Annotated in this window: 15 protein-coding genes; 11 read left to right on the plus strand and 4 right to left on the minus strand. The window is 39.9% G+C overall.

The window, feature by feature from the left end; translation table 11 throughout:
• Nucleotides 1-267: 267 nt before the first annotated feature.
• The gene (locus VSA01S_RS08335; protein WP_039982525.1) at nt 268-2,622 is read right to left on the minus strand and encodes a helicase-related protein; all 2,355 of its coding nucleotides are present in this window, start codon (nt 2,620-2,622) and stop codon (nt 268-270) included.
• Nucleotides 2,623-3,008: 386 nt separating this feature from the next.
• On the opposite strand from VSA01S_RS08335, the gene VSA01S_RS08340 reads away from it, so the two are divergent.
• The 8 genes from VSA01S_RS08340 to cydC all read left to right on the plus strand — a co-directional run bounded on the left by VSA01S_RS08340 (nt 3,009) and on the right by cydC (nt 15,571).
• Nucleotides 3,009-4,697, plus strand: a complete 1,689-nt coding sequence (locus VSA01S_RS08340; protein WP_039982527.1) for an NAD-dependent malic enzyme — start codon at nt 3,009-3,011, stop codon at nt 4,695-4,697.
• Between the two features lie 564 nt (nt 4,698-5,261).
• Entirely contained in the window at nt 5,262-6,698 is a 1,437-nt protein-coding gene (katE2, locus tag VSA01S_RS08345) for a catalase KatE2 (RefSeq protein WP_039982529.1), read from the plus strand.
• Nucleotides 6,699-7,026: 328 nt separating this feature from the next.
• A complete protein-coding gene (locus VSA01S_RS08350; protein WP_039982531.1) occupies nt 7,027-7,740 on the plus strand; it encodes a SanA/YdcF family protein in 714 nt (237 codons plus the stop codon).
• A gap of 311 nt (nt 7,741-8,051) precedes the next feature.
• Nucleotides 8,052-9,422 carry an SLC13 family permease gene (locus VSA01S_RS08355; protein ID WP_039982533.1) on the plus strand — a complete coding sequence of 457 codons (1,371 nt, stop codon included), beginning with the start codon at nt 8,052-8,054 and terminating at the stop codon, nt 9,420-9,422.
• 558 nt (nt 9,423-9,980) lie between these two features.
• A complete protein-coding gene (locus VSA01S_RS08360) occupies nt 9,981-10,805 on the plus strand; it encodes a DUF2797 domain-containing protein (RefSeq protein WP_039982535.1) in 825 nt (274 codons plus the stop codon).
• 201 nt (nt 10,806-11,006) lie between these two features.
• Nucleotides 11,007-11,966, plus strand: a complete 960-nt coding sequence (gene trxB / locus VSA01S_RS08365; RefSeq protein ID WP_039982537.1) for a thioredoxin-disulfide reductase — start codon at nt 11,007-11,009, stop codon at nt 11,964-11,966.
• 103 nt (nt 11,967-12,069) lie between these two features.
• Complete coding sequence (cydD, locus tag VSA01S_RS08370; protein ID WP_039982539.1) at nt 12,070-13,857, plus strand: heme ABC transporter permease/ATP-binding protein CydD; 1,788 nt, start codon at nt 12,070-12,072, stop codon at nt 13,855-13,857.
• Complete coding sequence (gene cydC, locus VSA01S_RS08375) at nt 13,850-15,571, plus strand: heme ABC transporter ATP-binding protein/permease CydC (protein WP_039982541.1); 1,722 nt, start codon at nt 13,850-13,852, stop codon at nt 15,569-15,571. The genes cydD and cydC overlap by 8 nt, the downstream gene beginning before the upstream one ends.
• Nucleotides 15,572-15,735: 164 nt before the next feature.
• Here the strand turns inward: cydC and serC are convergent, their stop codons facing one another.
• Together serC and VSA01S_RS08385 are read right to left on the minus strand one after the other, a co-directional pair.
• Nucleotides 15,736-16,830: a 3-phosphoserine/phosphohydroxythreonine transaminase gene (gene serC / locus VSA01S_RS08380; RefSeq protein ID WP_039982543.1), complete on the minus strand. Its 1,095-nt coding sequence runs from the start codon at nt 16,828-16,830 to the stop codon at nt 15,736-15,738.
• Between the two features lie 79 nt (nt 16,831-16,909).
• On the minus strand, nt 16,910-18,172 hold the full coding sequence (locus VSA01S_RS08385) for a DUF945 family protein (protein WP_039982544.1): 1,263 nt from the start codon (nt 18,170-18,172) through the stop codon (nt 16,910-16,912).
• 581 nt (nt 18,173-18,753) lie between these two features.
• On the opposite strand from VSA01S_RS08385, the gene VSA01S_RS08390 reads away from it, so the two are divergent.
• Nucleotides 18,754-19,302: a hypothetical protein gene (locus tag VSA01S_RS08390; RefSeq protein ID WP_039982551.1), complete on the plus strand. Its 549-nt coding sequence runs from the start codon at nt 18,754-18,756 to the stop codon at nt 19,300-19,302.
• 208 nt (nt 19,303-19,510) lie between these two features.
• Here the strand turns inward: VSA01S_RS08390 and VSA01S_RS08395 are convergent, their stop codons facing one another.
• On the minus strand, nt 19,511-20,098 hold the full coding sequence (locus VSA01S_RS08395) for a TfoX/Sxy family DNA transformation protein (RefSeq protein WP_039982545.1): 588 nt from the start codon (nt 20,096-20,098) through the stop codon (nt 19,511-19,513).
• 447 nt (nt 20,099-20,545) lie between these two features.
• Here VSA01S_RS08395 and VSA01S_RS08400 point away from each other — a divergent pair, with 447 nt between their 5' ends.
• Complete coding sequence (locus VSA01S_RS08400) at nt 20,546-21,469, plus strand: HDOD domain-containing protein (RefSeq protein ID WP_039982546.1); 924 nt, start codon at nt 20,546-20,548, stop codon at nt 21,467-21,469.
• Nucleotides 21,470-21,596: 127 nt separating this feature from the next.
• On the plus strand, nt 21,597-22,109 hold the full coding sequence (locus VSA01S_RS08405; RefSeq protein ID WP_039982547.1) for a hypothetical protein: 513 nt from the start codon (nt 21,597-21,599) through the stop codon (nt 22,107-22,109).
• Nucleotides 22,110-22,138: the final 29 nt, after the last annotated feature.

Consider the following 22,138-nt stretch of genomic DNA (forward strand, 5'->3'; position numbering starts at 1 on the left):
TGACTTTGCTAAACTCTTACTATAGCCAAGTGACCTTAATTGACGTTGATACGCTCAACTGCTTTAAGGATCCTGAAAGAGAATATATCTCATTGCCTTTTTACCACACAATACAATATGACACTTCATTCTTTAAACGGGTGACTTTACACCGAAAGGAAATATCAGAGGTGAGATTGTTACAAATAGATTACATTCGCTCACCAAGGCATATACTGCCTTCATGACCATCCTCCTTTTATACCAAAGTGACTTCAAGATAATATATCATTTTATGTCAACAACTCGACTGGCTTTACGGTATTGGACTTTCCACCCTGCCCAGCGTGGCAGCTCCCAACGTTTAGGGTCCCCTTTTCTCTTCCCTTCACGATAAACAACATGTACCAGCTTACGGGCCACAAAATATTCCACATCCAATTTGAGTTCCGCGAGTGTCAGCTTAAGCGGGTAACGTTGAGCAAACTCATCATATTCCCATTCAGGAATACCATCGAATAACAGATCTTCTGCCTCAAATAGCTCGATATCTTCAAAACGGTTTACGCCCAGAAGGTTCAACTGTCCCTCCAGCCAAGTCTCAAAAGATAAGGCAACAAGTGCTGTTTTATCAACTGACTCATCGTTCAAACCCAAAGCATTATAAATTTGCCAATGCTGTATTTGTTGACGCCTCAGTTCGGCAAAACCGGGTATTAAATCACCGACTGCGACGCTATCGACAATCGACCTTATAGCAACGTGACCCTGTAACTCAACTTGCTGACAATAAACCACTCGACCTGCATAAATTAAGTTCATACACGCTTTTGGCTGCCCTTCCTCAAGTGTGGTTTCTCCTTGTTGCCACTCTCCTAATTCTAACTCACGCACTAATCTAAGTGGCACAGGCATCATCACGGATGCTAAATTGAGGTTTTGTTTCACTCCTCTACCTGGCACACTATGGCTATTAAGAATTAATGCCGCTTCGCTATATTCAGTAAATCGACTATTTCGACCAATCATCATTTCTACTGCACCGTTACCAAGCGCATCTCTTCGCCGCTCTCGTCGCACAAATAACAATTCAGGATGCAGTTTCGCAATGACTCGTACAAAGTCATCACGCCGGTAACGTGAAGCCACTTCTAATTCTGGCAGTTCAAATACCGCACGCATTTGCCGAGCTAAGTGCTGAACTTCATCAAGTACACCGAGGTCAACGTTAACCCCTGTAAGCTTTTCCCCTCGAACTAAACGGATCACCAAGCTCGCGTCACACCCCAATGGTTCTTCTTGAGCCAAAGCCTCCATTACATCCCCACTTTGCAGTTGATAGAGCGGTGCAGGAATGGAAAGCGCAGCGGCAAGATCGATCATCGCTTCTTTTTCAGCCTTTGATTGTATGCGGGTAACCAAATCAGCAAATAAGGTATCAATCGGCAGCGGGTACAGCTTTTTGCCATGTTCCGTTACCTGGCAGCTTGCATCTAGAGCTTCCATGGCTTGCAGCGTTTTTAAAGCGGCTTGTAAGGTTTTTTCTGGCAAAGGATCAAGAAAAGACAAATCAGACAAGTGATAGCCACTACAGGCAGCGGCAAGCATCGGCTCGACTAACTCTTCTCTGTGCAGTTCAGGGGGAGTCACCAATTCTAATGGAGCGTGTTCACCAAACAATCGAATACAAATCCCTTCACTCATTCTCCCTGCCCGGCCTGTGCGCTGAGCTGCACTGGCTTTAGAAATATGACTTAACGTCAGAGTCGTACGGCCATTGCGCTGTATGTTTCTTCTCTCTAAACCACTATCAATGACTACTCGGATATTAGGGATGGTTAGCGACGTTTCTGCCACATTAGTTGCAAGCACCACTTTGCGTAGTTTTTGAATACTTAACGCACGTTGTCGCTCTTCATCTCCGACAGAAGCATGCAGTTGAACTGCCATGATGCCATCTAGGTTTTGTAACATTTGGGCGCATTGGGTGATTTCTTTACGGCCTGGTAAAAACACCAAAATATCACCTTGCCTATCTTGAATTGCTTGTCTTACAGTTTGAACAACTTCAGCTTCGATGTTCTTTTTCTTAGGAAGGTGTGCACTGTCTGCAGCATAGTGAAATACGTCAACGGGAAAACATCGACCTTCGGAGTGTAATTGCTTAGCGCCTAGATAATGGGCCAACCGCTTTGCTTCTAACGTGGCAGAGGTGACAACAAGACGATGACGCTTTTCCTGTTTCAAAATAGCGGTCAATAAGTCGATATCCCAACGTCGTTCATGAAATTCATCGACCATCACAATGTCGAATTTCGCCAGTTTATCTTCTGCAAACCAACGTAAAGCGACGCCCGGTGTCACAAACACAATCCGAGTGTTGTCATCAAAGTGTGCTTTCAGTTTTATTGCATAACCAATCTCTTGTCCTAAGACCTGTTGTGATTGTTCAGCAAGGTATTCCGCCAAGGAAGTGCAGGCGATTCTACGTGGCTCGATAACCAATACTCGTCCATGCTGCGCCGCCCATAATGGTAATCTGGTTGACTTCCCAGAGCCAGTTTCCGCCTGCACGACAAGGTGTTCCTTTTGAATAAATTGGTAAAATTTGGCTTGTAAGCCATCGATAGGTAATTGAGGCACGTTAATAACTTTCTCTGTCTTTCTATAACTGTCTGATTCTAAATTTCATCAGATTGAAAATCACCAAAGATTATATACTCAAGCAACTTTAAGATCCTAGTCACTCTGTTCTCATCGTTTTAGTACGATAATTTAGGATTGTGTATCCCCCATGAACAGTATTTGGGTCATTTTTCTCTGCGCTCTAATTACCTCATCAGGCTTTGTTCAACAAAGCAACCTTGCCTTTTAACAAGCTTGACACAGCCACTACTGGTGATATTTTAGTCAACAATTGCATTTTTTTGTGACTTTTGGACGATGTATATCAACGATGGTTTACAAATAAACAGTGAACCCGTTAGAATTTTGTAATTATTTTTCAAACCCTACACGTAAGGCACACAATGAACAACGATAAGCGCCCACTTTATATCCCTTATTCAGGCCCAGCTCTCCTGTCGACACCACTCTTAAACAAAGGCAGCGCGTTTTCTGCTGAAGAACGCAGTTCATTTAATTTAGAAGGTCTGCTACCCGAAAGCACTGAAACAATTCAAGAACAAGTTGAGCGTGCTTATCAACAATACAAAAGCTTCGAAAGTGATATGGATAAACACATATATTTGCGTAATATCCAAGATACCAATGAAACACTTTACTACCGCTTAGTCCAAAATCACGTCACAGAAATGATGCCGATCATCTACACACCAACCGTTGGTGCTGCTTGTGAAAATTTCTCCAATATTTATCGCCGTGGTCGTGGTTTATTCATCTCCTACTCGAACCGCGATAGAATTGACGACTTACTCAATAATGCAACCAACCAGAATGTAAAAGTTATCGTTGTCACCGATGGTGAAAGAATTTTAGGCCTTGGAGATCAAGGGATTGGTGGTATGGGAATTCCTATTGGGAAACTTTCACTCTATACTGCATGTGGTGGCATTAGCCCAGCTTATACTCTACCTATCGTCCTTGATGCCGGTACAAACAACCCTCAGCGTCTCGCTGACCCAATGTACATGGGATGGCGTCATCCACGTATCACAGGCGCAGAATACGATGCCTTTGTCGAGGAGTTTATCCAAGCAGTTCAACGCCGCTGGCCTGATGCACTAGTTCAGTTTGAAGACTTTGCTCAGAAAAACGCCATGCCATTGCTAGAACGTTACAAAGATCGTATTTGTTGTTTTAACGACGATATCCAAGGTACGGCAGCAGTAACTGTTGGCTCACTCCTTGCCGCGTGTAAAGCCGCAGGATCTAAGCTTTCTGACCAACGTATTACTTTCCTCGGTGCAGGTTCCGCAGGTTGCGGCATTGCAGAAGCAATCATCGCTCAAATGGTTTCAGAAGGTATATCGGATAAAAAAGCACGTTCACAAGTTTATATGGTTGATCGTTGGGGTCTATTGCAAGAAGGCATGCCAAACTTGCTCGATTTCCAGCAACGCCTAGTACAGACGGCAAATAATACCAAGACTTGGAAAAGTGAAGGAAACAGTTTTTCACTTGTTGATGTTATGCGTAATGCTAAGCCAACAATCCTTATTGGTGTATCTGGTGCTCCAGGCTTATTTAGTCAGGAAGTTATCGAAGAAATGCACAAGCATTGCAAACGCCCGATCGTCTTCCCACTGTCAAACCCAACCAGCCGAGTTGAAGCAACGCCAAATGATATTATTCATTGGACAAATGGTGAAGCACTTGTAGCAACAGGCAGCCCATTTGAGCCTGTTGTTTATAAAGGACGTTCTTTCCCAATTGCTCAGTGTAACAACAGTTACATTTTCCCTGGTATCGGACTAGGTGTACTGGCAGTCAATGCCAAACGTGTCACCGATGAAATGCTGATGGAGTCCAGCCGAGCACTCGCTACCTGCTCTCCTCTGGCGACTAATGAGAATGGTGCCTTACTACCGCCACTAGAAGAGATCCACTTTGTTTCCAAAAAGATTGCTTTTGCCGTTGCTAAAAAAGCCATGGAACAAGGCATGGCATTAGAGCTCAGTGATGAAGCACTTAACGATGCAATTGAACAAGCATTTTGGCAGCCAGTCTACCGCCGTTATAAACGTACTGCATTTTAATCCATCAGTTTTGCTTTAATTAATCATTGGGGTTACATGTTGGACTTTTCCAACTTAACCCCATTGGCTCTATTGCCATTCGCAGATAAGGTCTACGCTTGAAGTAAATCACAGACCTGTAATGAAACACCAAAGCTTTTTTATTTCCGAAGCCACTCGGATGGTAGTTAACCTCCTTATTTATTTGAATATTAAGCAAACTAACATAAGTAAGAGTCTAGTTCATGGAGCGTGCATCAGGAGGCTTATTAACTATTAATATTAGTGACTTACCGACAATTAATACTGCATTCTAATAATAGATCTATTGATTTATCTATAATAACTACTGATATTTAAGAATTTAGCCCAATTTATTTAAAAACAATTAATATCGGGGATCTTTTTCATTTCATCATTTATGCACCTACTATTTCAGTACAACGGAATGATCACATAGATGAAGCTTATCACATTCATAGACGATAACAGTTTCTCTCTTTTCAGCCACCGCACTATGCTTCTTACAACTCTTTTCTTCTGCAGTGGAAAGGGGGCTGATATTCACATTACAAGGAAATTCAAATGAGCAAGAAACTGACTACCGCCGCAGGTTGTCCTGTAGCACACAACCAGAATGTTATGACTGCAGGCCCTCGAGGCCCTCAATTACTTCAAGATGTATGGTTTCTAGAAAAACTGGCACATTTTGATCGTGAGGTGATACCGGAACGACGTATGCATGCAAAAGGATCTGGAGCCCATGGTATCTTTACCGTAACGCACGATATTACAAAGTATACCCGCGCTAAAATTTTCTCTGATGTTGGCAAAAAAACAAATTTATTTGCTCGTTTTACGACTGTAGCAGGAGAGCGAGGGGCTGCAGATGCAGAACGAGATATTCGAGGTTTCGCGTTAAAGTTCTATACTGAAGAAGGAAACTGGGACTTGGTAGGTAATAATACTCCAGTATTTTTTCTACGAGACCCGCTAAAATTCCCTGATTTAAACCACGCAGTAAAACGCGATCCTCGCACCAACATGCGTAGTGCTGTCAACAATTGGGATTTTTGGACCTCCCTACCAGAAGCGTTCCATCAAGTCACAATTGTAATGAGTGACCGCGGTATTCCTGCTTCTTACCGTCATATGCATGGATTTGGTAGCCACACATTTAGCTTTATCAATGCAGAAAATGAACGATACTGGGTAAAGTTTCATTTTAAAAGCCAACAAGGCATCAAAAACCTTACTGATCAAGAAGCAGAATTTATCATTGGCAAAGACCGTGAGAGCCACCAGCGTGATCTTTATGAAGCCATTGAACGCCAAGAATTCCCAAAATGGAAGATGTTCATTCAGATCATGCCTGAACTAGAAGCCGATAAAGTCAGCTTTAACCCATTCGACTTAACTAAGGTTTGGTCACAAAAAGATTACCCTCTCATTCCTGTAGGTGAATTTGAATTAAATCGTAACCCAGAAAATTTCTACGCGGAAGTGGAGCAGTCTGCATTCAACCCAGCGGCAGTGGTACCTGGCATTAGCTTTTCTCCAGACAAAATGTTGCAAGGTCGCCTATTTGCCTACGGTGATGCTCAGCGCTATCGCCTAGGTGTAAATCACCATCAAATACCTATTAATGCACCGCGTTGTCCTGTTCACAGTTATCACCGAGATGGTGCCATGCGTGTTGATAACAACTTTGGGTCCACAATTGGTTATGAGCCAAACTCACAAGAAGAGTGGATAGAACAACCTGACTTTTCTGAACCACCATTGCGAATTGATGGAAGCGCTGAACATTATGATCATCATTTAGATAAGGACTATTTCAGTCAAGCTGGTGCCCTATTCCGCTTAATGAGCTCCGAGCAACGTCAAACGCTATTTGATAACACAGCTCGTGCAATGGAGGGCGTTCCAAATTTCATTAAAGAACGTCATGTCCAGCATGCCTATCAAGCCGATGAAGCTTACGGTAAAGGGTTAGAAATTGCGTTAGGCTTAAATCAATAAACGTTAGGCAAGCAAATGGGTAAGCTTTTATACTGCAACGAAATGTAAATAGCATGGGATACTCAGCAGCAATATTGTCAGATATATTGAGTACAAAAAACATTGGTCAATATTGCTGTATTTTTAGTCCATATTTCGGGATTATTTTGCTAAAAGACTTCTTTATTATTAGAAATTTACAAATTGTGCCTATACCTATATTGAAATGTCGATAGATGCTGTTTCAAGCCCTTGAAGTTATTGAACGATAATGATAAATAGAGTTTTCAGGTTACATTTTTATCGAATATAATGTTCGCTACATCGTGAATAAAGGATACTAAACGTTTTGTTGTTTTCTCGTTTAAAGTCAAGAGGCAAAATAACCTCCTTTGGCAAACACTTTGCCTTGGTTTTATTAACCTTATTCGTTATTTTGCTGTTAAGTATGTTATCAATTGATCGTTGGGTGTCTAAACAAGCAAAAGATAATATATTTACGACTTATGACGCTGTACCTCAATATGACGTCGCCGTTGTGTTAGGAACAAGTAAATACATCGGTAAAAGCCTCAATACATACTACACCCACCGAATGAATTCTGCTATTGACCTTTTCCAGCAAGGAAAAGTAACGCAATTCCTCCTTAGTGGAGATAACGCACACCGCTCTTACAATGAACCTTGGACAATGAAACGGGACTTACTGAAAGCAGGTGTACCAGAATCTATGATCCATCTAGACTACGCTGGCTTTCGAACACTTGATTCAATCGTTCGTGCCAAGAAGATTTTTGCTTCAGATCGTTTTCTCATTATCACACAGCGCTTTCACTGTGAACGTGCTCTATTTATTGCTGATGCCTACAAGATTGATGCTCAATGCTTTGCGGTTGCCGGACCTACTGATATGAAACAACAACTTAGAATGCGCATTAGGGAGTTAATGGCTCGGGTGAAAGCATTTTTGGATCTTTATATTATGGATACACAGCCACGCTTTCTTGGCCCACAAGAGCCTATTACTCAACTAGAAAAAATCATTCCCCTTGAGAAAAAATAAGCAACCTATCCCTTATTCTATTTCCAAACTTTAATTATAAATGGGTAAACTTCCACCCATTTATAATTATTAACATCACACTTTTTTATTTACACATAAAAACAAATCAACTTTGGTTTAATAACTTCAGTAACATTTATTTCATCAATATAGCTAAACTGCCACAAAGTCCAGTTCTCATGTAGGGTTTATGTTCATTTTCATAACATCACCTTGCAAATAGAAATTTGTACTTTTTGGCGATTAGATACCAATAACAATACGTTTTTTGCCAACGAAAAATAACTAAAGGCAATGCAAAGGAGCACAAAATGACCACACTTGCTGTGACATTGAAGAATAACTTCTTCACTAGAAACAGTATGATATTGATTTGCAATGTTCTATTGTTTATCATTTTACTGAACACTCTTCCATTTGAACCAAAAGTAGTTAATGGATTATCAATATTGATTTTTGTTGCCATACTTTGGTTAACAGAGGCCATTCACGTTAGTGTGACGGCTCTTCTGATTCCTGTTCTTGCTGTCCTTTTTGGTGTATTTGACACACCAACTGCACTAAGTAATTTTTCTAATCCTATTATCTTTCTATTTTTAGGCGGATTTTCATTAGCTGCAGCACTTCATAAACAAAAGCTCGATCAGGCAATTGCAAATAAGGTTCTTGTCCTTGCTCGTGGCAGAATGTCTGTAGCAGTCTTTTTGCTATTTGGTGTTACTGCTGGTTTGTCTATGTGGATCTCTAATACTGCGACCACTGCTATGATGTTACCTCTTGTACTCGGGATAATGAGCAAGCTGGATACGCACAAAGACCATAAAACATTCCTATTTGTTTTACTGGGCATTGCCTATAGTGCTTCTATTGGTGGTATCGCGACCTTAGTCGGTAGCCCGCCAAACGCCATTGCAGCAAGCAAGGTTGGGCTTGATTTTATAGGCTGGATGGAATTAGGTTTGCCTATTTCACTCATTCTTATGCCAATAACAATGCTAATTTTATATTCAATGACTAAACCTGATTTAAGTCATCAATTCGAACTTGATCATAAACCAATTACTTGGACCAATGGTAAAGTTATAACTTTAGCTATTTTTGCACTAACGGTTTTATTCTGGGTGTTCAGTAAACCTATCAATGCCATGATAGGTAACTTTGCCAAATTTGATACCATAGTTGCCATCGGTGCTATTTTGCTGTTAGCTATCTCTCGCTCTGTTGAATGGAAAGACATCGAAAAAACGACTGACTGGGGTGTACTCATTCTTTTTGGTGGTGGGATTTGTCTTAGTAATGTTCTCAAGGCCACAGGCACCAGTGTTTTTCTAGCAAATGGCCTCGCTGAATTTCTTCAACAAGCTGGTGTGTTCATTACCATACTTTCTGTTGTAACATTCGTGGTGTTTTTGACCGAGTTTGCTAGCAATACAGCAAGTGCAGCATTACTTGTGCCTTTATTTGCTGCTATAGCTGAAGCACTTGGTTTATCACCGGTTATATTATCAGTACTCATTGGTGTTGCTGCTTCATGTGCTTTTATGTTACCTGTTGCAACACCACCAAACGCACTTGTATTCGGTACTGGTCATATTAAGCAGCAAGAAATGATGAGAATTGGGATGGTGCTCAATATCGCTTGTATAATCACTCTATCTCTTTTCAGTTGGTTGTTCTGGTAAATAGCCCACTGTAATTTAAAAAGAAGAATCATAAACTCGCTCTTAAGCTAACCATTTATATACCCAAGTTCCTTCAAGGTTCTTGGGTATAAAACAAAAATGCGCTTCGATAATTTATCTTTAGTATGAGAAAGGCTACTCTTCGATTTTCACCCATAATGTATTTCTACTCTTTTTTGTACATTTCGCTTTGCAAATTTTGATGTTTCTTGGACCTGATGTTTATAACTGAAGTTTGTCACCAAAAAAGTATGTAAGCTGATAGAGGAAATTGTAAGAATTAATAATGCGATATCTAATTCGTATTTCTATTTCATACTATTACAGCCCATTAGTCCGTAGACCGAGAACTCTATTCAATGGATCACTAGTGTTAAAGTGAAGTTCTTTATCTTTGTGACAAATAATTTTTACTCTTTCTTAGTCTAAAGTTTGTATGTTAACACCAAGTGTGATTTCAAAGCTTCCTCTAACTATAACACTGTACAGCATAGAGCTTCTTCTAGCTTCATTGTTTTATTTCAGTATACTGCTAAAAAAACACAAATGAGTAATGCCATGACAATTGTTGCCAAAGGCACACTAAGAAAAATGCGAGCATCACTTGATGATACGCTTAATTACCGTCTTCCTATTGGGGATGAAGAGATCGACCTTACCCCATATATTGGCCAAACATTAACCTTAACTCATACCGGAAATATTCATTGCTGCTCATGCGGTAAAAAAACGAAAAAGAGTTACTCACAAGGCCACTGCTTTGTATGTATGAAAAAGCTCGCCAGTTGTGATATGTGTATTATGAAGCCAGAAACCTGCCATTACGAGCAGGGTACCTGTCGTGAACCACAATGGGGAGAAGAAAACTGCTTAGTCGACCATTATGTTTACCTTTCCAATACATCAAGTTTAAAAGTTGGAATCACTAGACATACTCAAATTCCAACACGTTGGATAGATCAAGGTGCAACACAGGGCTTACCTATTTTCAAGGTAAAAACTCGTTATATTTCAGGTTTAATTGAAGTAGAACTTGCCAAGTATATTGCCGATAAAACAAACTGGCGAACACTATTAAAAGGTGATGGAGACCCTATTGAACTCAAGGAACGTTTCTCGCAGTTACTGCCTCTAATAGAGGATATCATCACAGAAATTAAGCAGAAGTATGGTGAAGATGCTATTGAGGTTTTGAATGAAGACACGACTCATTTAAGTTACCCAGTTCAACATCACCCAACTAAAATTATATCTCATAATTTTGATAAAAATCCTGTTGTAAGCGGTATATTACAGGGGATTAAAGGACAATATTTAATCTTTGATAATGGGGTAATTAACATAAGAAAGTTCACTTCTTATGAAGTCGAGTTTATTGCTTAAATCGACTCCCTCCACACTAAGCCGGGTCATTACACGCGATGGCCCTGTTCAACTTACCACCCTCTCACATTTCTTATCTATGTTTTGTCAAATCCTTGAGTACCAACCAACATTTTCTTTACTCAAATAACACTTCTACTTTAAAAACAACGCGGTTTTTCTTACAATTGAGGTAAATATTCAGTCCCCTTTGGAAACACAATGAGCAATATAAAACACTGTAAATTACTCATCCTTGGTTCAGGTCCTGCAGGCTATACCGCTGCAGTTTATGCAGCACGTGCAAACTTAAATCCAGTGTTGGTTACAGGGATGCAGCAAGGTGGTCAATTAACTACAACGACGGAAGTAGAAAACTGGCCTGGTGATGCAGAAGGCCTTACAGGGCCTGCTCTTATGGAACGCATGAAAGAACATGCTGAAAGGTTCGAAACTGAAATCGTCTTTGATCACATCAACGAAGTGGAACTCTCTCAGCGCCCATTCCGTTTAAAAGGTGACTCTAATGAATACACTTGTGATGCATTGATCATCTCGACGGGCGCATCAGCGAAATATCTAGGCCTTGAATCTGAAGAAGTGTTCAAAGGGCGTGGCGTTTCTGCATGTGCCACTTGTGACGGTTTTTTTTACCGTAACCAAAAAGTAGCAGTTGTAGGTGGTGGTAACACCGCCGTAGAGGAAGCTCTTTACCTCTCTAATATTGCATCTGAAGTTCACTTAATTCACCGACGTGATACATTCCGTGCGGAAAAAATTCTTGTCAAGCGTCTGATGGATAAAGTGAAGGGCGGTAACATAATTTTGCATACTGATTGTACTCTCGATGAAATTCTAGGTGATGATATGGGCGTCACTGGTGTACGCATCAAAAAAGTTGACAGCAATTCAACTGAAAACTTAGAAGTCATGGGGGCATTCATCGCAATTGGCCATCAGCCAAACACTCAGATCTTTGCAAAACAATTGGAAATGAAAGACGGATACATCGTTGTTAAGTCAGGATTAGAAGGTAATGCAACGCAAACTAGTATCGAAGGCGTTTTTGCTGCTGGCGACGTAATGGATCATAATTATCGTCAAGCAATCACATCAGCAGGAACAGGTTGTATGGCGGCATTAGATGCAGAACGCTTCCTAGATACACTTAATGATAAATAACTTTTCAATTTTGTTTCATTTCCATAAAGCCCAGTAGTATTCCCGCTGGGTTTTCTTTTGTATACTACCTCTTCATTAAAACTATTATCATTAAGCCTTCACAATGGACAAGAAAAAGCATAGCCGTTTAAACAAGTGGCTTAAGCAACAAAGTAAGCTTGCAAAGCGCTGGCTGATGGTTGCAATTGGTCTTGGTGTATTATCAAGCGTATTCCTATTGGTTCAAGCCGCTCTTCTCGCTTCTATTCTGCACCATTTAATTATTGAGCATACTGATAAAAGTGAACTTATCTTGTACTTTGCTGGATTAGGTTTCACCGTTATAGGACGTGCAGCCTGTACATGGGGGCGAGAAATCGCTGGGTACCGATGTGGTGAACAAATTAGAGTTTATATTCGACAACTCATATTAGATAAACTCCGCCAGTTAGGGCCTGCTTATATCAAAGGGAAACCTGCTGGAACATGGGCAACACTGATATTAGAGCAAGTCGATGATATGCAGGACTTCTTTGCTAGATACCTGCCACAGATGTCACTTTCAGTTCTGGTGCCTTTTATCATTTTAGTGGTTGTTTTTCCGATTAACTGGGCTGCTGGCCTGATTTTTCTAATTACTGCACCATTGGTTCCTATGTTTATGGCATTCGTTGGAATGAAAGCTGCAGATGCTAACCGTAAGAACTTCAAAGCAATGCAACGTTTATCTGGCCATTTCTATGATCGCCTACAAGCGATGACAACGATACGTCTGTTTGATAGAACAAAAGCAGAAACAGCACATCTGACAGGAGCTTCTGAGGTTTTCCGTAAACGGACAATGGACGTATTAAGGATTGCATTTCTTTCATCAGCCGTCTTAGAGTTCTTTACTTCAATTTCTATTGCTATTACTGCTGTTTACTTTGGGTTTAGCTATATCGGAGAACTCAACTTTGGCTACTACGGCACAGGCATTACTCTTTTTTCTGGCCTGTTTATTCTGATTCTAGCTCCTGAATTCTATCAACCATTGCGTGATCTTGGTACTTACTATCATGCACGTCAACAAGCAGTTGGAGCAGCTGAAAGTATCGTGGAATTTTTAGACCTCGATGTTGAAAAAATGAAAACGGGCACGCAATTATTAAACGAAAAAACACCGATACAAATTGACGCCACTGACTTAGTTATATTTAGTACTGAAGGACAACGCTTAGCTGGTCCTCTCACGTTTTCATTAAAAGCCAATCAAGGTACTGCTTTGGTTGGTCCTAGTGGTGCAGGTAAAACAAGTCTGGTCAATACCATACTTGGTTTTATGCCTTATAAAGGCAGTTTAGCCATTAATGGTTGTGAGCTGAAAGACTTAGACCTCCCCTCATGGCGCCAAACCGTCAGTTGGATTGGCCAAAACCCAATGCTATTGCACGGAACCATTTACGAGAATGTCACTCTTGGCAAGCAAGATATTAAAGACGAGCAAGTACAAAGCGTCTTAAATAACTCTCATGCATCAGAGTTTGTCAAGGTTCATGGCCTAGATTATACAATCTCAGATCGTTCAGGCGGACTCTCCGTGGGACAAGCGCAGCGAATCGCATTAGCAAGGGCCATGCTACAAAATGGACAATTTTGGCTTTTAGATGAACCAACGGCAAGCTTAGACGCTCGCAGTGAGAAATTAGTAATAGAAGGTATCAATAAATATACCCACTCCACTACTCACCTTTCAGTAACTCACCAATTAGCTCAGCTTCGTCAAATTGACCAAATCCTAGTGATGCAAGAAGGTCTCATTGTACAAAGTGGAGATTTCGATACTTTATCGTCACAAGATGGTTTGTTTAAAGACATGCTCACGGCAAATTTGGCACAATATGAATCAGAAAAGGGCAACTTAGATGCGTGATTTACTCCCTTATCTAAAGCTGTATAAGAAACATTGGTTTGGTTTATCTCTCGGGATGCTATTAGGGTTTTTAACCCTAATAGCATCAATAGGTTTGCTCACCTTATCCGGCTGGTTTATATCAGCTGCGGCACTCGCAGGCCTAACTATTGCTAGAGAAACGTTTAACTACATGCTACCTGGCGCTGGGGTTCGAGGGGCGGCCATGGCTCGTACAGCAGGTCGTTGGGGAGAGCGTGTTGTTAGTCATAATGCAACATTCAAATTGCTTACTGACTTACGTATTTTCTTTTTTAAAAAGCTAGCGCCATTGATTCCAGGTCGATTATCTACGCTTCGTGATGCTGATATATTGAACCGCTTAGTTGCAGATGTTGATGCCATGGACCACGTTTATCTGAGACTTATTAGTCCTGTGATTATCGGCATTTTTGGTATCCTAACATTGACAGCTGCTTTAGCCTTCTTTGATTGGCACCTCGCACTCTTGCTTGGGGGAATTCTCTCGGTCGTATTACTCGTTTGGCCTATTTTATTCTACAAACTAGGTAAAAATAACGGAGAATATCTAACCCAACATAAAGCTCAACTCCGTGTTGCTACGCTTGATTGGTTGCAGGGCTACAGTGAACTTTGTTTATTTGGTGCAGAATCTAGATACCGCAATTTAATTCAAGAAAAACAAACCAAGCTGTTTACAAACCAGTTTATTAATGCTCATTTAACTGGCTTAGCGTCTGGCTTACTCATATTTGTCAATGGTGTAACTCTAATTATCATGCTTTGGTTTGCGGCTGATGGTGTAGGAGGAAGAGCTCCAGATCCTTTTATTGCTTTATTCGCATTTGCAACTATGGCCAGCTTTGAAATTCTGATGCCTATTGCAGGTGCATTTCAGTTCTTGGGACAAACCCTAACTTCTGCCCGACGTCTCAATGAAGTGATCCTCACTGAGCCGGATTTAGTTTTCCCTGATACATCAGCTCATCTAGACTTATTTCCAGATATCCACTTCGATAAGGTTGATTTTACTTATCCTGATGGTCAATTGCAGGTACTCAAGAATGTATCACTTTCATTACCATTTGGTTCCAAAACAGCCATTGTAGGTCAAACCGGCTCTGGAAAGTCGACTCTCATTCAGCTACTGTGCCGTTATTGGGATGTGAATCAAGGCATAATCAAGCTTGGCCAAAGCCCTTTACAAGACTGGAGTGAATCAGATCTTCGAGCCAGCATGACAGTTGTAAGTCAAAGAGTCGACGTTCTCAATGGCACATTACGTGATAACCTCCTTATGGCTGCTCCTGATGCCAGTGATGAAGATCTAAAAGATGTCTTAACTAAGGTGGAATTAAGTAATGTATTGGTCGATTCAGGACTAGATGTATGGTTAGGTGATGGTGGGCGTCAACTTTCGGGTGGCGAAAAACGTAGAATTGGTATTGCACGTGCTTTGCTGCGTGATTCTCCAATATTGTTGCTTGATGAACCAACAGAGGGCTTAGATAAGCAAACTGAGCAGAAGATTATAGCATTATTTAGTCAACACTTCGCTAATAAGACTCTTATTTTCATTACTCATCGCTTAATCGAGCTTGAAAGAATGGATACGATTTGCCTTATGGAAGAAGGCGAGATTGTTGAACAGGGTTCTCATCATACTTTACTTGCTCAGCAAGGAAGATATTTCAAACTTCTTCAATCAATATAACCTCTCACTTCAACCAGGCTGGTTCAAAATGCATGTATTTTGTGTACTGAGGCTAGCTTGGTTACCTTCAATCAATTTTTCTTGACATGTCAGAGTCGACATTATGGTCTCCTTCTTCAACCTAATAAAAAGCGCCGCAGATGCGACGCTCCAGAAAAAGAAGATTATTGATATTTCAATTCAAATTCACGCATAAACTCAACTAAAGCTTGGACTCCTTCAATTGGCATTGCATTATAGATAGAGGCCCTCATACCACCAACAGCTCGATGCCCTTTAAGAGCCTTTAGTCCTCTAGATTCAGCCAACTCTAAGAAAGTAGGGTCTAAATTAGCATTGGCCAATTGAAATGGAACATTCATTAGAGATCGGTTATCTGGGTGAACATCATTACGATAAAAGTCAGACTGATCGATATAGGTGTAAAGTAGATTCGCTTTCTCGATGTTCAATTGCTCAATAGCTTTTACTCCACCTTGCGCTTTTAGCCACTTAAAGACAAGTCCAGAAAGGTACCATGCAAAAGTAGGAGGTGTATTAAACATAGATTCCTTTTCCGCCAAAACTGTATAATCGAGCACACTCGGTAACACAGTTTTGGCAAGGCCAAGCAGATCTTCTCGAACAATCACGATCGCGATACCGGCAGGACCAATATTTTTTTGAGCACCCGCGTAAATTACGCCATACTTCGACACATCCAATTCACGCGATAAAATAGTCGATGACATATCTGCCACAATCGGTTTATCAGTTACAGGTAGATCATTGATTTCAATACCATCAATAGTTTCATTGGGACAGAAATGCACATAAGCCGCATTTGGAGAGATCTTCCACTCAGAAGCAGGCAAAATAGACACTTTACCATCAACTTGTGACCTGGCATTAAATACATCTGGTTCACAATATTTCTTTGCTTCAGTTACTGCACTTTCAGCCCAATAACCACCATCAATATAAGTGGCTGTTTTCGCTTCTCCTAATAAATTCAGCGGCACAGCAGCAAATTGCGCCCTAGCTCCTCCTTGGCAGAAAAGTACTCTATAATTATCCGGAATATTGAGTAGATCTCGGAGGTCTTGCTCTGCATCAATAGCAACTTTGATAAAGGCTTTGCTACGGTGACTCATTTCCATTACCGAAGTGCCTAGTTCTTGCCAGTTGATGAACTCTTTTTGAGCTTGCTGCATAACCGCTTTAGGTAAAGCTGCAGGCCCTGCACTAAAATTAAAGACCTGCTCCGTATTTTTTCTCATGCTCCACATTGCTCCTGCTGAGTAAATAGTAAGAAATAAAATATCTAGTTAGGGTAATCTTGCATACTGTGTGATTTTCTTATTGCTTCAAGACCGTCAAAAAAAGGCTAATTAATGGGAGTTCCTTACCATTGTCCAGCGTTAGACTTCCATCTGAGATTCGAGTACTAAGTTGATAGCCATCGTTCTGCTTATCAACTAACTTCAAAGTAATTAGCTTATCAATTTCTTGTTTAAGAGCAGGGTAAGAATGTATCAACCCTTCAGCAATATAAGTATTTATAGAGCCAGTTATCATCGATAGCAATTGAAATGGGTCTTTGGTGGCACTTTTAGTGCCTGGTAACACTTTCACTAACCACTCACTATGAGTCTTTGATTCATTCAAAGTAAACGAAAGTTTATTCAAATTCATTTCAAATCCTCGCTCTACTAGTAAGTCAAGATCAGAAAGTAATCTTTTTCTGTCTTGCATGTTTAGTTCATCTGAGTTTTTGTAGTTGGATATCATATTAGCTAAGGCTGAACGGTCGATGCTTTTAATCGCCATATCAAAGATTAAGTTTTCAATCACGCCTTTATTCTTTAACATAAGATGTTTAGCATTCAACAACAAACTAGAGTTGATCTTATCTCCTGCTTCATTTGGAACACTCTTAGCAATATATTGAATATTTTCTAAGAAAAATATGGGCTGTTGCTCTTGATCGAGGATATTAAACTTTTTTAATGAGAAATTTTGGTTTCCTAACCAATAACCATCGGTTTTTTTGCCTTTACCTTGCCCTTTCAAACCACTCAAATGAAGCTCTTCACCGTTGTTGAAATCTACTTGGATAGAAGGCAAATCTAGTTGATAGGCAATGTCACCAAGAATGGTTGCTTCCCCCGTAATACTAATAGGGCTGGATGAGACAGTCGTCCCTTTTGACTGGTTGTGATGATTCCAGCTATCTAAGTTAAGATTAAAAGTGGTATTACCATTAAGCTGTGTGGTGCTGTTCACTGTTAATGGAATAAAGCTTTCGCCAATCAACTTAGTATCAGCCGTCAAACTAGTCAGTCCATGCGTTAAGTCGCTATGCACCTCATAGGTTGTAGGAATATCATCACTTTCTAATTTGGATTTTATCTCTGGATTAATAACTGTGTATCGTGTCAAAACAACGGAAGAAAGGTAACTACGATCATAACTGACAATTTCTGCTTTTATCTCATCTGAATTCATCTCAGCAATACCATTTTCTATAATGGATTGCCCAATTTGCCCGACAGCAAGTGGCCAGCATAAGGCAAGAGAGATCGCACCGCCAATAGCACCTAACTTTTTAAAATTTTTCATATCATCACTTTTTGAATATTTTACCCAGTCTACCCTAAACCTAACAAGGATAAAACATTGTGACATATCAAACTAATGACGTTAAATCCTCACTGTGAATAATAACGTTCGAAGCGGTAATTTTGAGTTTTTCAGATGTAAGTTTAGAATTTTATTCACCCATTGACATGATCACATAGCTGGCATTCAGACACTACTGTACAACCATGGTAAGGTGATGGATGTGGTAAAATAATACGTTTCAGATCACAGATTTTATGATTGAAAGTAAGGATAATCTATCAAATTCTTTCATCGTATCGGATAAAAATTCATTTTTAATGATGTGGTGAGTCAAAAATATACATTGCTCTCTAAATATATTACATACAAAAATCTGTAAGAATGACCCTAAAGGTGACAGAATTATCATCAATGAACACATTTTGTTGGTCGTAGCTTCTGGTTTTGATTATTATGGGGAATACCCAAGTGACTTTAAAAACTTGTTTCAAATTGAGGTGACTTGGGTATATAACCAGACAACCCTCCAAGTAAAATCTTGGAGACATGGAATTTCACTACAGGGCTTACCGTTAATTATGCGTAAAACACTATTAGCTACAATCCTTTTATTGGCATCTCAGCAGACAATTGCTGCCAATAATTATAATACTCCTGCTACTGCGAGTAACTTCAGCTATGACTATGCAGAAGCTAGGATTGGAGCTAGTCCAGTCACCTTTGGGGCGGGCTTCAGTTCATCAATTCATCCTAACGCACACATGCTTGCTCGTATAGACTCAGAGTTAGACGGCGACTTTGACGCAGCGGCTGGGTTTGGGTTTCATTCTCCTATAAATAACTGGGCAGATCTGACAGGTGCAATGCTATTGAGAGTGGCAAAACCTTCAAGCTCAACCAGTACGGATGCCGGAATGGAGTTAAATATAGGCGTACGTCAATGGCTCGGACCACAACTTGAGGTTGGCGGTAAAGGAGGTTATGTTTCACTTGATAACGATGATAACTGGATTGCTTCCATCTACGCGCGTTTCCATTCTACAGAATTATTTTCAATTGGTGCAGAAGCTAGAATAAACGATTTTTACGATGACCAATTGATGTTTACCACACGTTTTAAATTCTAATTCTGTGACCGTTTAAGCTCCAAAGCTGATTAATAAGCAAAAAGCATATAGCAAGGTAACACTTCCCAGTTATATGCTTTTTATCCAAGTCACTTCAAAATAATTGACTCTTAACACTATCTCTGAGCACATTTCTTGAACTTACTTGGTTGCAAAACCAATGCAAATTTCGATTTACAGAGTTGATATCAATAAGAAGTACCTCTTTTTAATCACACATTGATAGTAGTTGCTTCTTAAGAGGCTCTTGCAGAAGCTTCCAATGGATACCGTCAACAGCACCAGCGAACTTCCATAAAAGTTTGATATCAACATCACTTCCGTATGCACTTTTAACTTGATTGAAAACTTTAACCGCACCAAGGTCTAAAAATGTCTCCACGTCACTAATACCCGCTTTCTTAACCATTCTTTCAAGCGTTAACTGCATGTTAGGTAAATCACGTAAGCGTCGACTCGCAAAAGACTTTTGGTACAGCCGATCTTCATTAGCACAACGTATTGATTTTTCTAGTAAGTCATCCAATTCATTAAAACCATTTAAAAACAACTTTGTCACATCGTAGTAGTTAACGGTCGCTGTTGTTTGCTTTTTCACATGTTTGTATTTTTCGCACTTTAATTCAGTAAATATTCCGTCAAGCTTGGCTCCACCTCTTAAGTAGCAATTTTCATTACTGACTAAAGCAAACATTGCATCATCACTGAACATTCCAACCCCACCAAACATTGAACGCTTTTGGTATTGATGAAATTTGTCCACATAATTGAAAAACTTTTGTTCTGTTTCTGTCATCTCCTTTGACCCTCAACCTGAATAAATTACCCCGATTCGTGTCTTACCAGATAACAGCAGCAAAAATGCGCTCCAAAATGTTGCGCGGTTAATAAAAAATATTTGGTGATATTTTTAATTTATGTTCACCAATCGTTTTAATAATACTTAACATATAAAAAATAGTTAAGATCTATATCACAATTGACAAAAAACAAATCAAGCATACGTGACTAATTTCTCATTTTAAATAACTGAAGTTAGATCCGCCAAAGTGATACACCTGTAAAACTAAGTATAGAGTCCTTACAAAGGTGTGATTAAAAACACGATATAAATCAGTATTTATGTAATTAATTACAACATGCTTAACCTTTGTTCACCTTTCTCACTATACCCTTCCATTTCATTGCTAACTGTGATTTTCTGAAGGTAAACTAACAAAAAGTAATCGACTCTTATAGTATTATGGAACATCTCTCATTCTTTTGGCTTACACACAACAAAGAAAATCTGATTAATGCATTAGAATCAGAGTTTGCTAAATTGGTAAAACAGTCTATATCGCTAGGGAAAATAGCACTACCACCAATTCCTGATGCTGTACTAAAAATTCAACAACTATGTTCTGAGGAAAGTACCACAGTCCTAGATGTAGCAAACACTCTTCTGGAAGATCCTGGACTTGCAGCTAACGTTATCCGAGTTGCTAACTCCGTTATCTTTAATCGACGTAATATTACTTGTAATGATCTCATTATCGCAGTATCTCGCTTGGGTATTTTCCGTGTTAGAGATATTGTCACGGCGCAAGCTATTGAACAGCTCAAGCATTCAGTTGCTCTGAGTAAAGAGTGTAATGATATTTTAACCAAAAGTGCTACTATGTCACGAGAGCTAGGGGCAGCGATGGTACTGGTAACCCAACAATTCCGTAAACATGAAGATAATTTATATGGGCACTTAGAACAAGATAAAGCTTTACTAACAGGTCTACTTGCTGATATTGGACTGTTCTGTTTAATCAATGAATATCACCAATACCTTAGCGAAGGCAATTACCTCGATCCAAATTTGGCACTACAAGTGTTTCAAATACGTTGTCCTTCCATCAGCCAGCACATACTTAAAAAATGGGGGTTTGATATCGATTTTTGTGAGGTATCCTCCAATACTAAAATATACAAAACAAACCGTCCTGAGGTCAGCTATCTTGACGTTGCTCGAATAGCAAGCCATCTACTTATGTTCCGTAACCAAGATGACAGAATTAACGATCATGAAGTCGAGTTTGATCTTACTGGTGCTGAAATCATATTTAGCCTTAGTAATCTGAGTGACATTGATTTTCAAAGTGGCATTCAAGAAGTCCTCACAGTAAGTGGACTTTGATTGCGCTTTGAAATCCACTGTAACTATAAATTTTCTTCTTTAGAACTGATTTAGAATAAATAGCACAGCAAATCACTTTTGATATATACACAAGCAAGTAAAACAGCAACATAGTAAAGGAATAGAAATGATACGCTTAGCCCTTGCAACACTACTAGTAATTAATTCATCCATGGTCCTTGCCTCCGATAAAGCTTGCTTCATAGCCAAATACGATTCTTATGTCGATGCCTCTCTCCAATGGTATAAAGATTTGGTTGCGATAACGACGGAGCAAAACCCCGATTTGTATGAAGCAGGCCAATGGTTTTTGGATGGACGTAAAAACCATTTCGAGTTAAACCGTGAGGCTGTGCACTATTTTTTAAACAATGAACCAAGTCATGTCAAAACTGAGCGTTCCGTCGAATCTTGGCTCCTTTTACAACAAAGTGATGTAAAGTTACTATCAACAAGAACAGATAAGCTGGGTAAAGTTGCCCAGAAAACCTTTAACGACCGTCAATCAGAAAACCACCCTAAAAATTATGCTCTCCGCTCAGCATTTGCTGATTTACTTAGCCACCCCAAGAATATTGAACCTGCGCTGGCTAAATACAACCAGTCTATTGAAAATGTTGAAAATAAACACTGTGAATAACTTCCTGTTAAAACTTAACGGATTCAGTA

The sequence above is a fragment of the Vibrio sagamiensis NBRC 104589 genome (assembly GCF_007990935.1).
Classification (GTDB): domain Bacteria; phylum Pseudomonadota; class Gammaproteobacteria; order Enterobacterales; family Vibrionaceae; genus Vibrio; species Vibrio sagamiensis.

Bases quoted from the DNA above. Each gene is read 5' to 3' on its own strand.
- VSA01S_RS08340 (WP_039982527.1), top strand. From the start codon at position 3,009: ATGAACAACGATAAGCGCCCACTTTATATCCCTTATTCAGGCCCAGCT.
- katE2 (WP_039982529.1), top strand. From the start codon at position 5,262: ATGAGCAAGAAACTGACTACCGCCGCAGGTTGTCCTGTAGCACACAAC.
- VSA01S_RS08355 (WP_039982533.1), top strand. From the start codon at position 8,052: ATGACCACACTTGCTGTGACATTGAAGAATAACTTCTTCACTAGAAAC.
- VSA01S_RS08360 (WP_039982535.1), top strand. From the start codon at position 9,981: ATGACAATTGTTGCCAAAGGCACACTAAGAAAAATGCGAGCATCACTT.
- trxB (WP_039982537.1), top strand. From the start codon at position 11,007: ATGAGCAATATAAAACACTGTAAATTACTCATCCTTGGTTCAGGTCCT.
- cydD (WP_039982539.1), top strand. From the start codon at position 12,070: ATGGACAAGAAAAAGCATAGCCGTTTAAACAAGTGGCTTAAGCAACAA.
- cydC (WP_039982541.1), top strand. From the start codon at position 13,850: ATGCGTGATTTACTCCCTTATCTAAAGCTGTATAAGAAACATTGGTTT.
- serC (WP_039982543.1), bottom strand. From the start codon at position 16,830: ATGAGAAAAAATACGGAGCAGGTCTTTAATTTTAGTGCAGGGCCTGCA.
- VSA01S_RS08385 (WP_039982544.1), bottom strand. From the start codon at position 18,172: ATGAAAAATTTTAAAAAGTTAGGTGCTATTGGCGGTGCGATCTCTCTT.
- VSA01S_RS08390 (WP_039982551.1), top strand. From the start codon at position 18,754: ATGCGTAAAACACTATTAGCTACAATCCTTTTATTGGCATCTCAGCAG.
- VSA01S_RS08395 (WP_039982545.1), bottom strand. From the start codon at position 20,098: ATGACAGAAACAGAACAAAAGTTTTTCAATTATGTGGACAAATTTCAT.
- VSA01S_RS08400 (WP_039982546.1), top strand. From the start codon at position 20,546: ATGGAACATCTCTCATTCTTTTGGCTTACACACAACAAAGAAAATCTG.
- VSA01S_RS08405 (WP_039982547.1), top strand. From the start codon at position 21,597: ATGATACGCTTAGCCCTTGCAACACTACTAGTAATTAATTCATCCATG.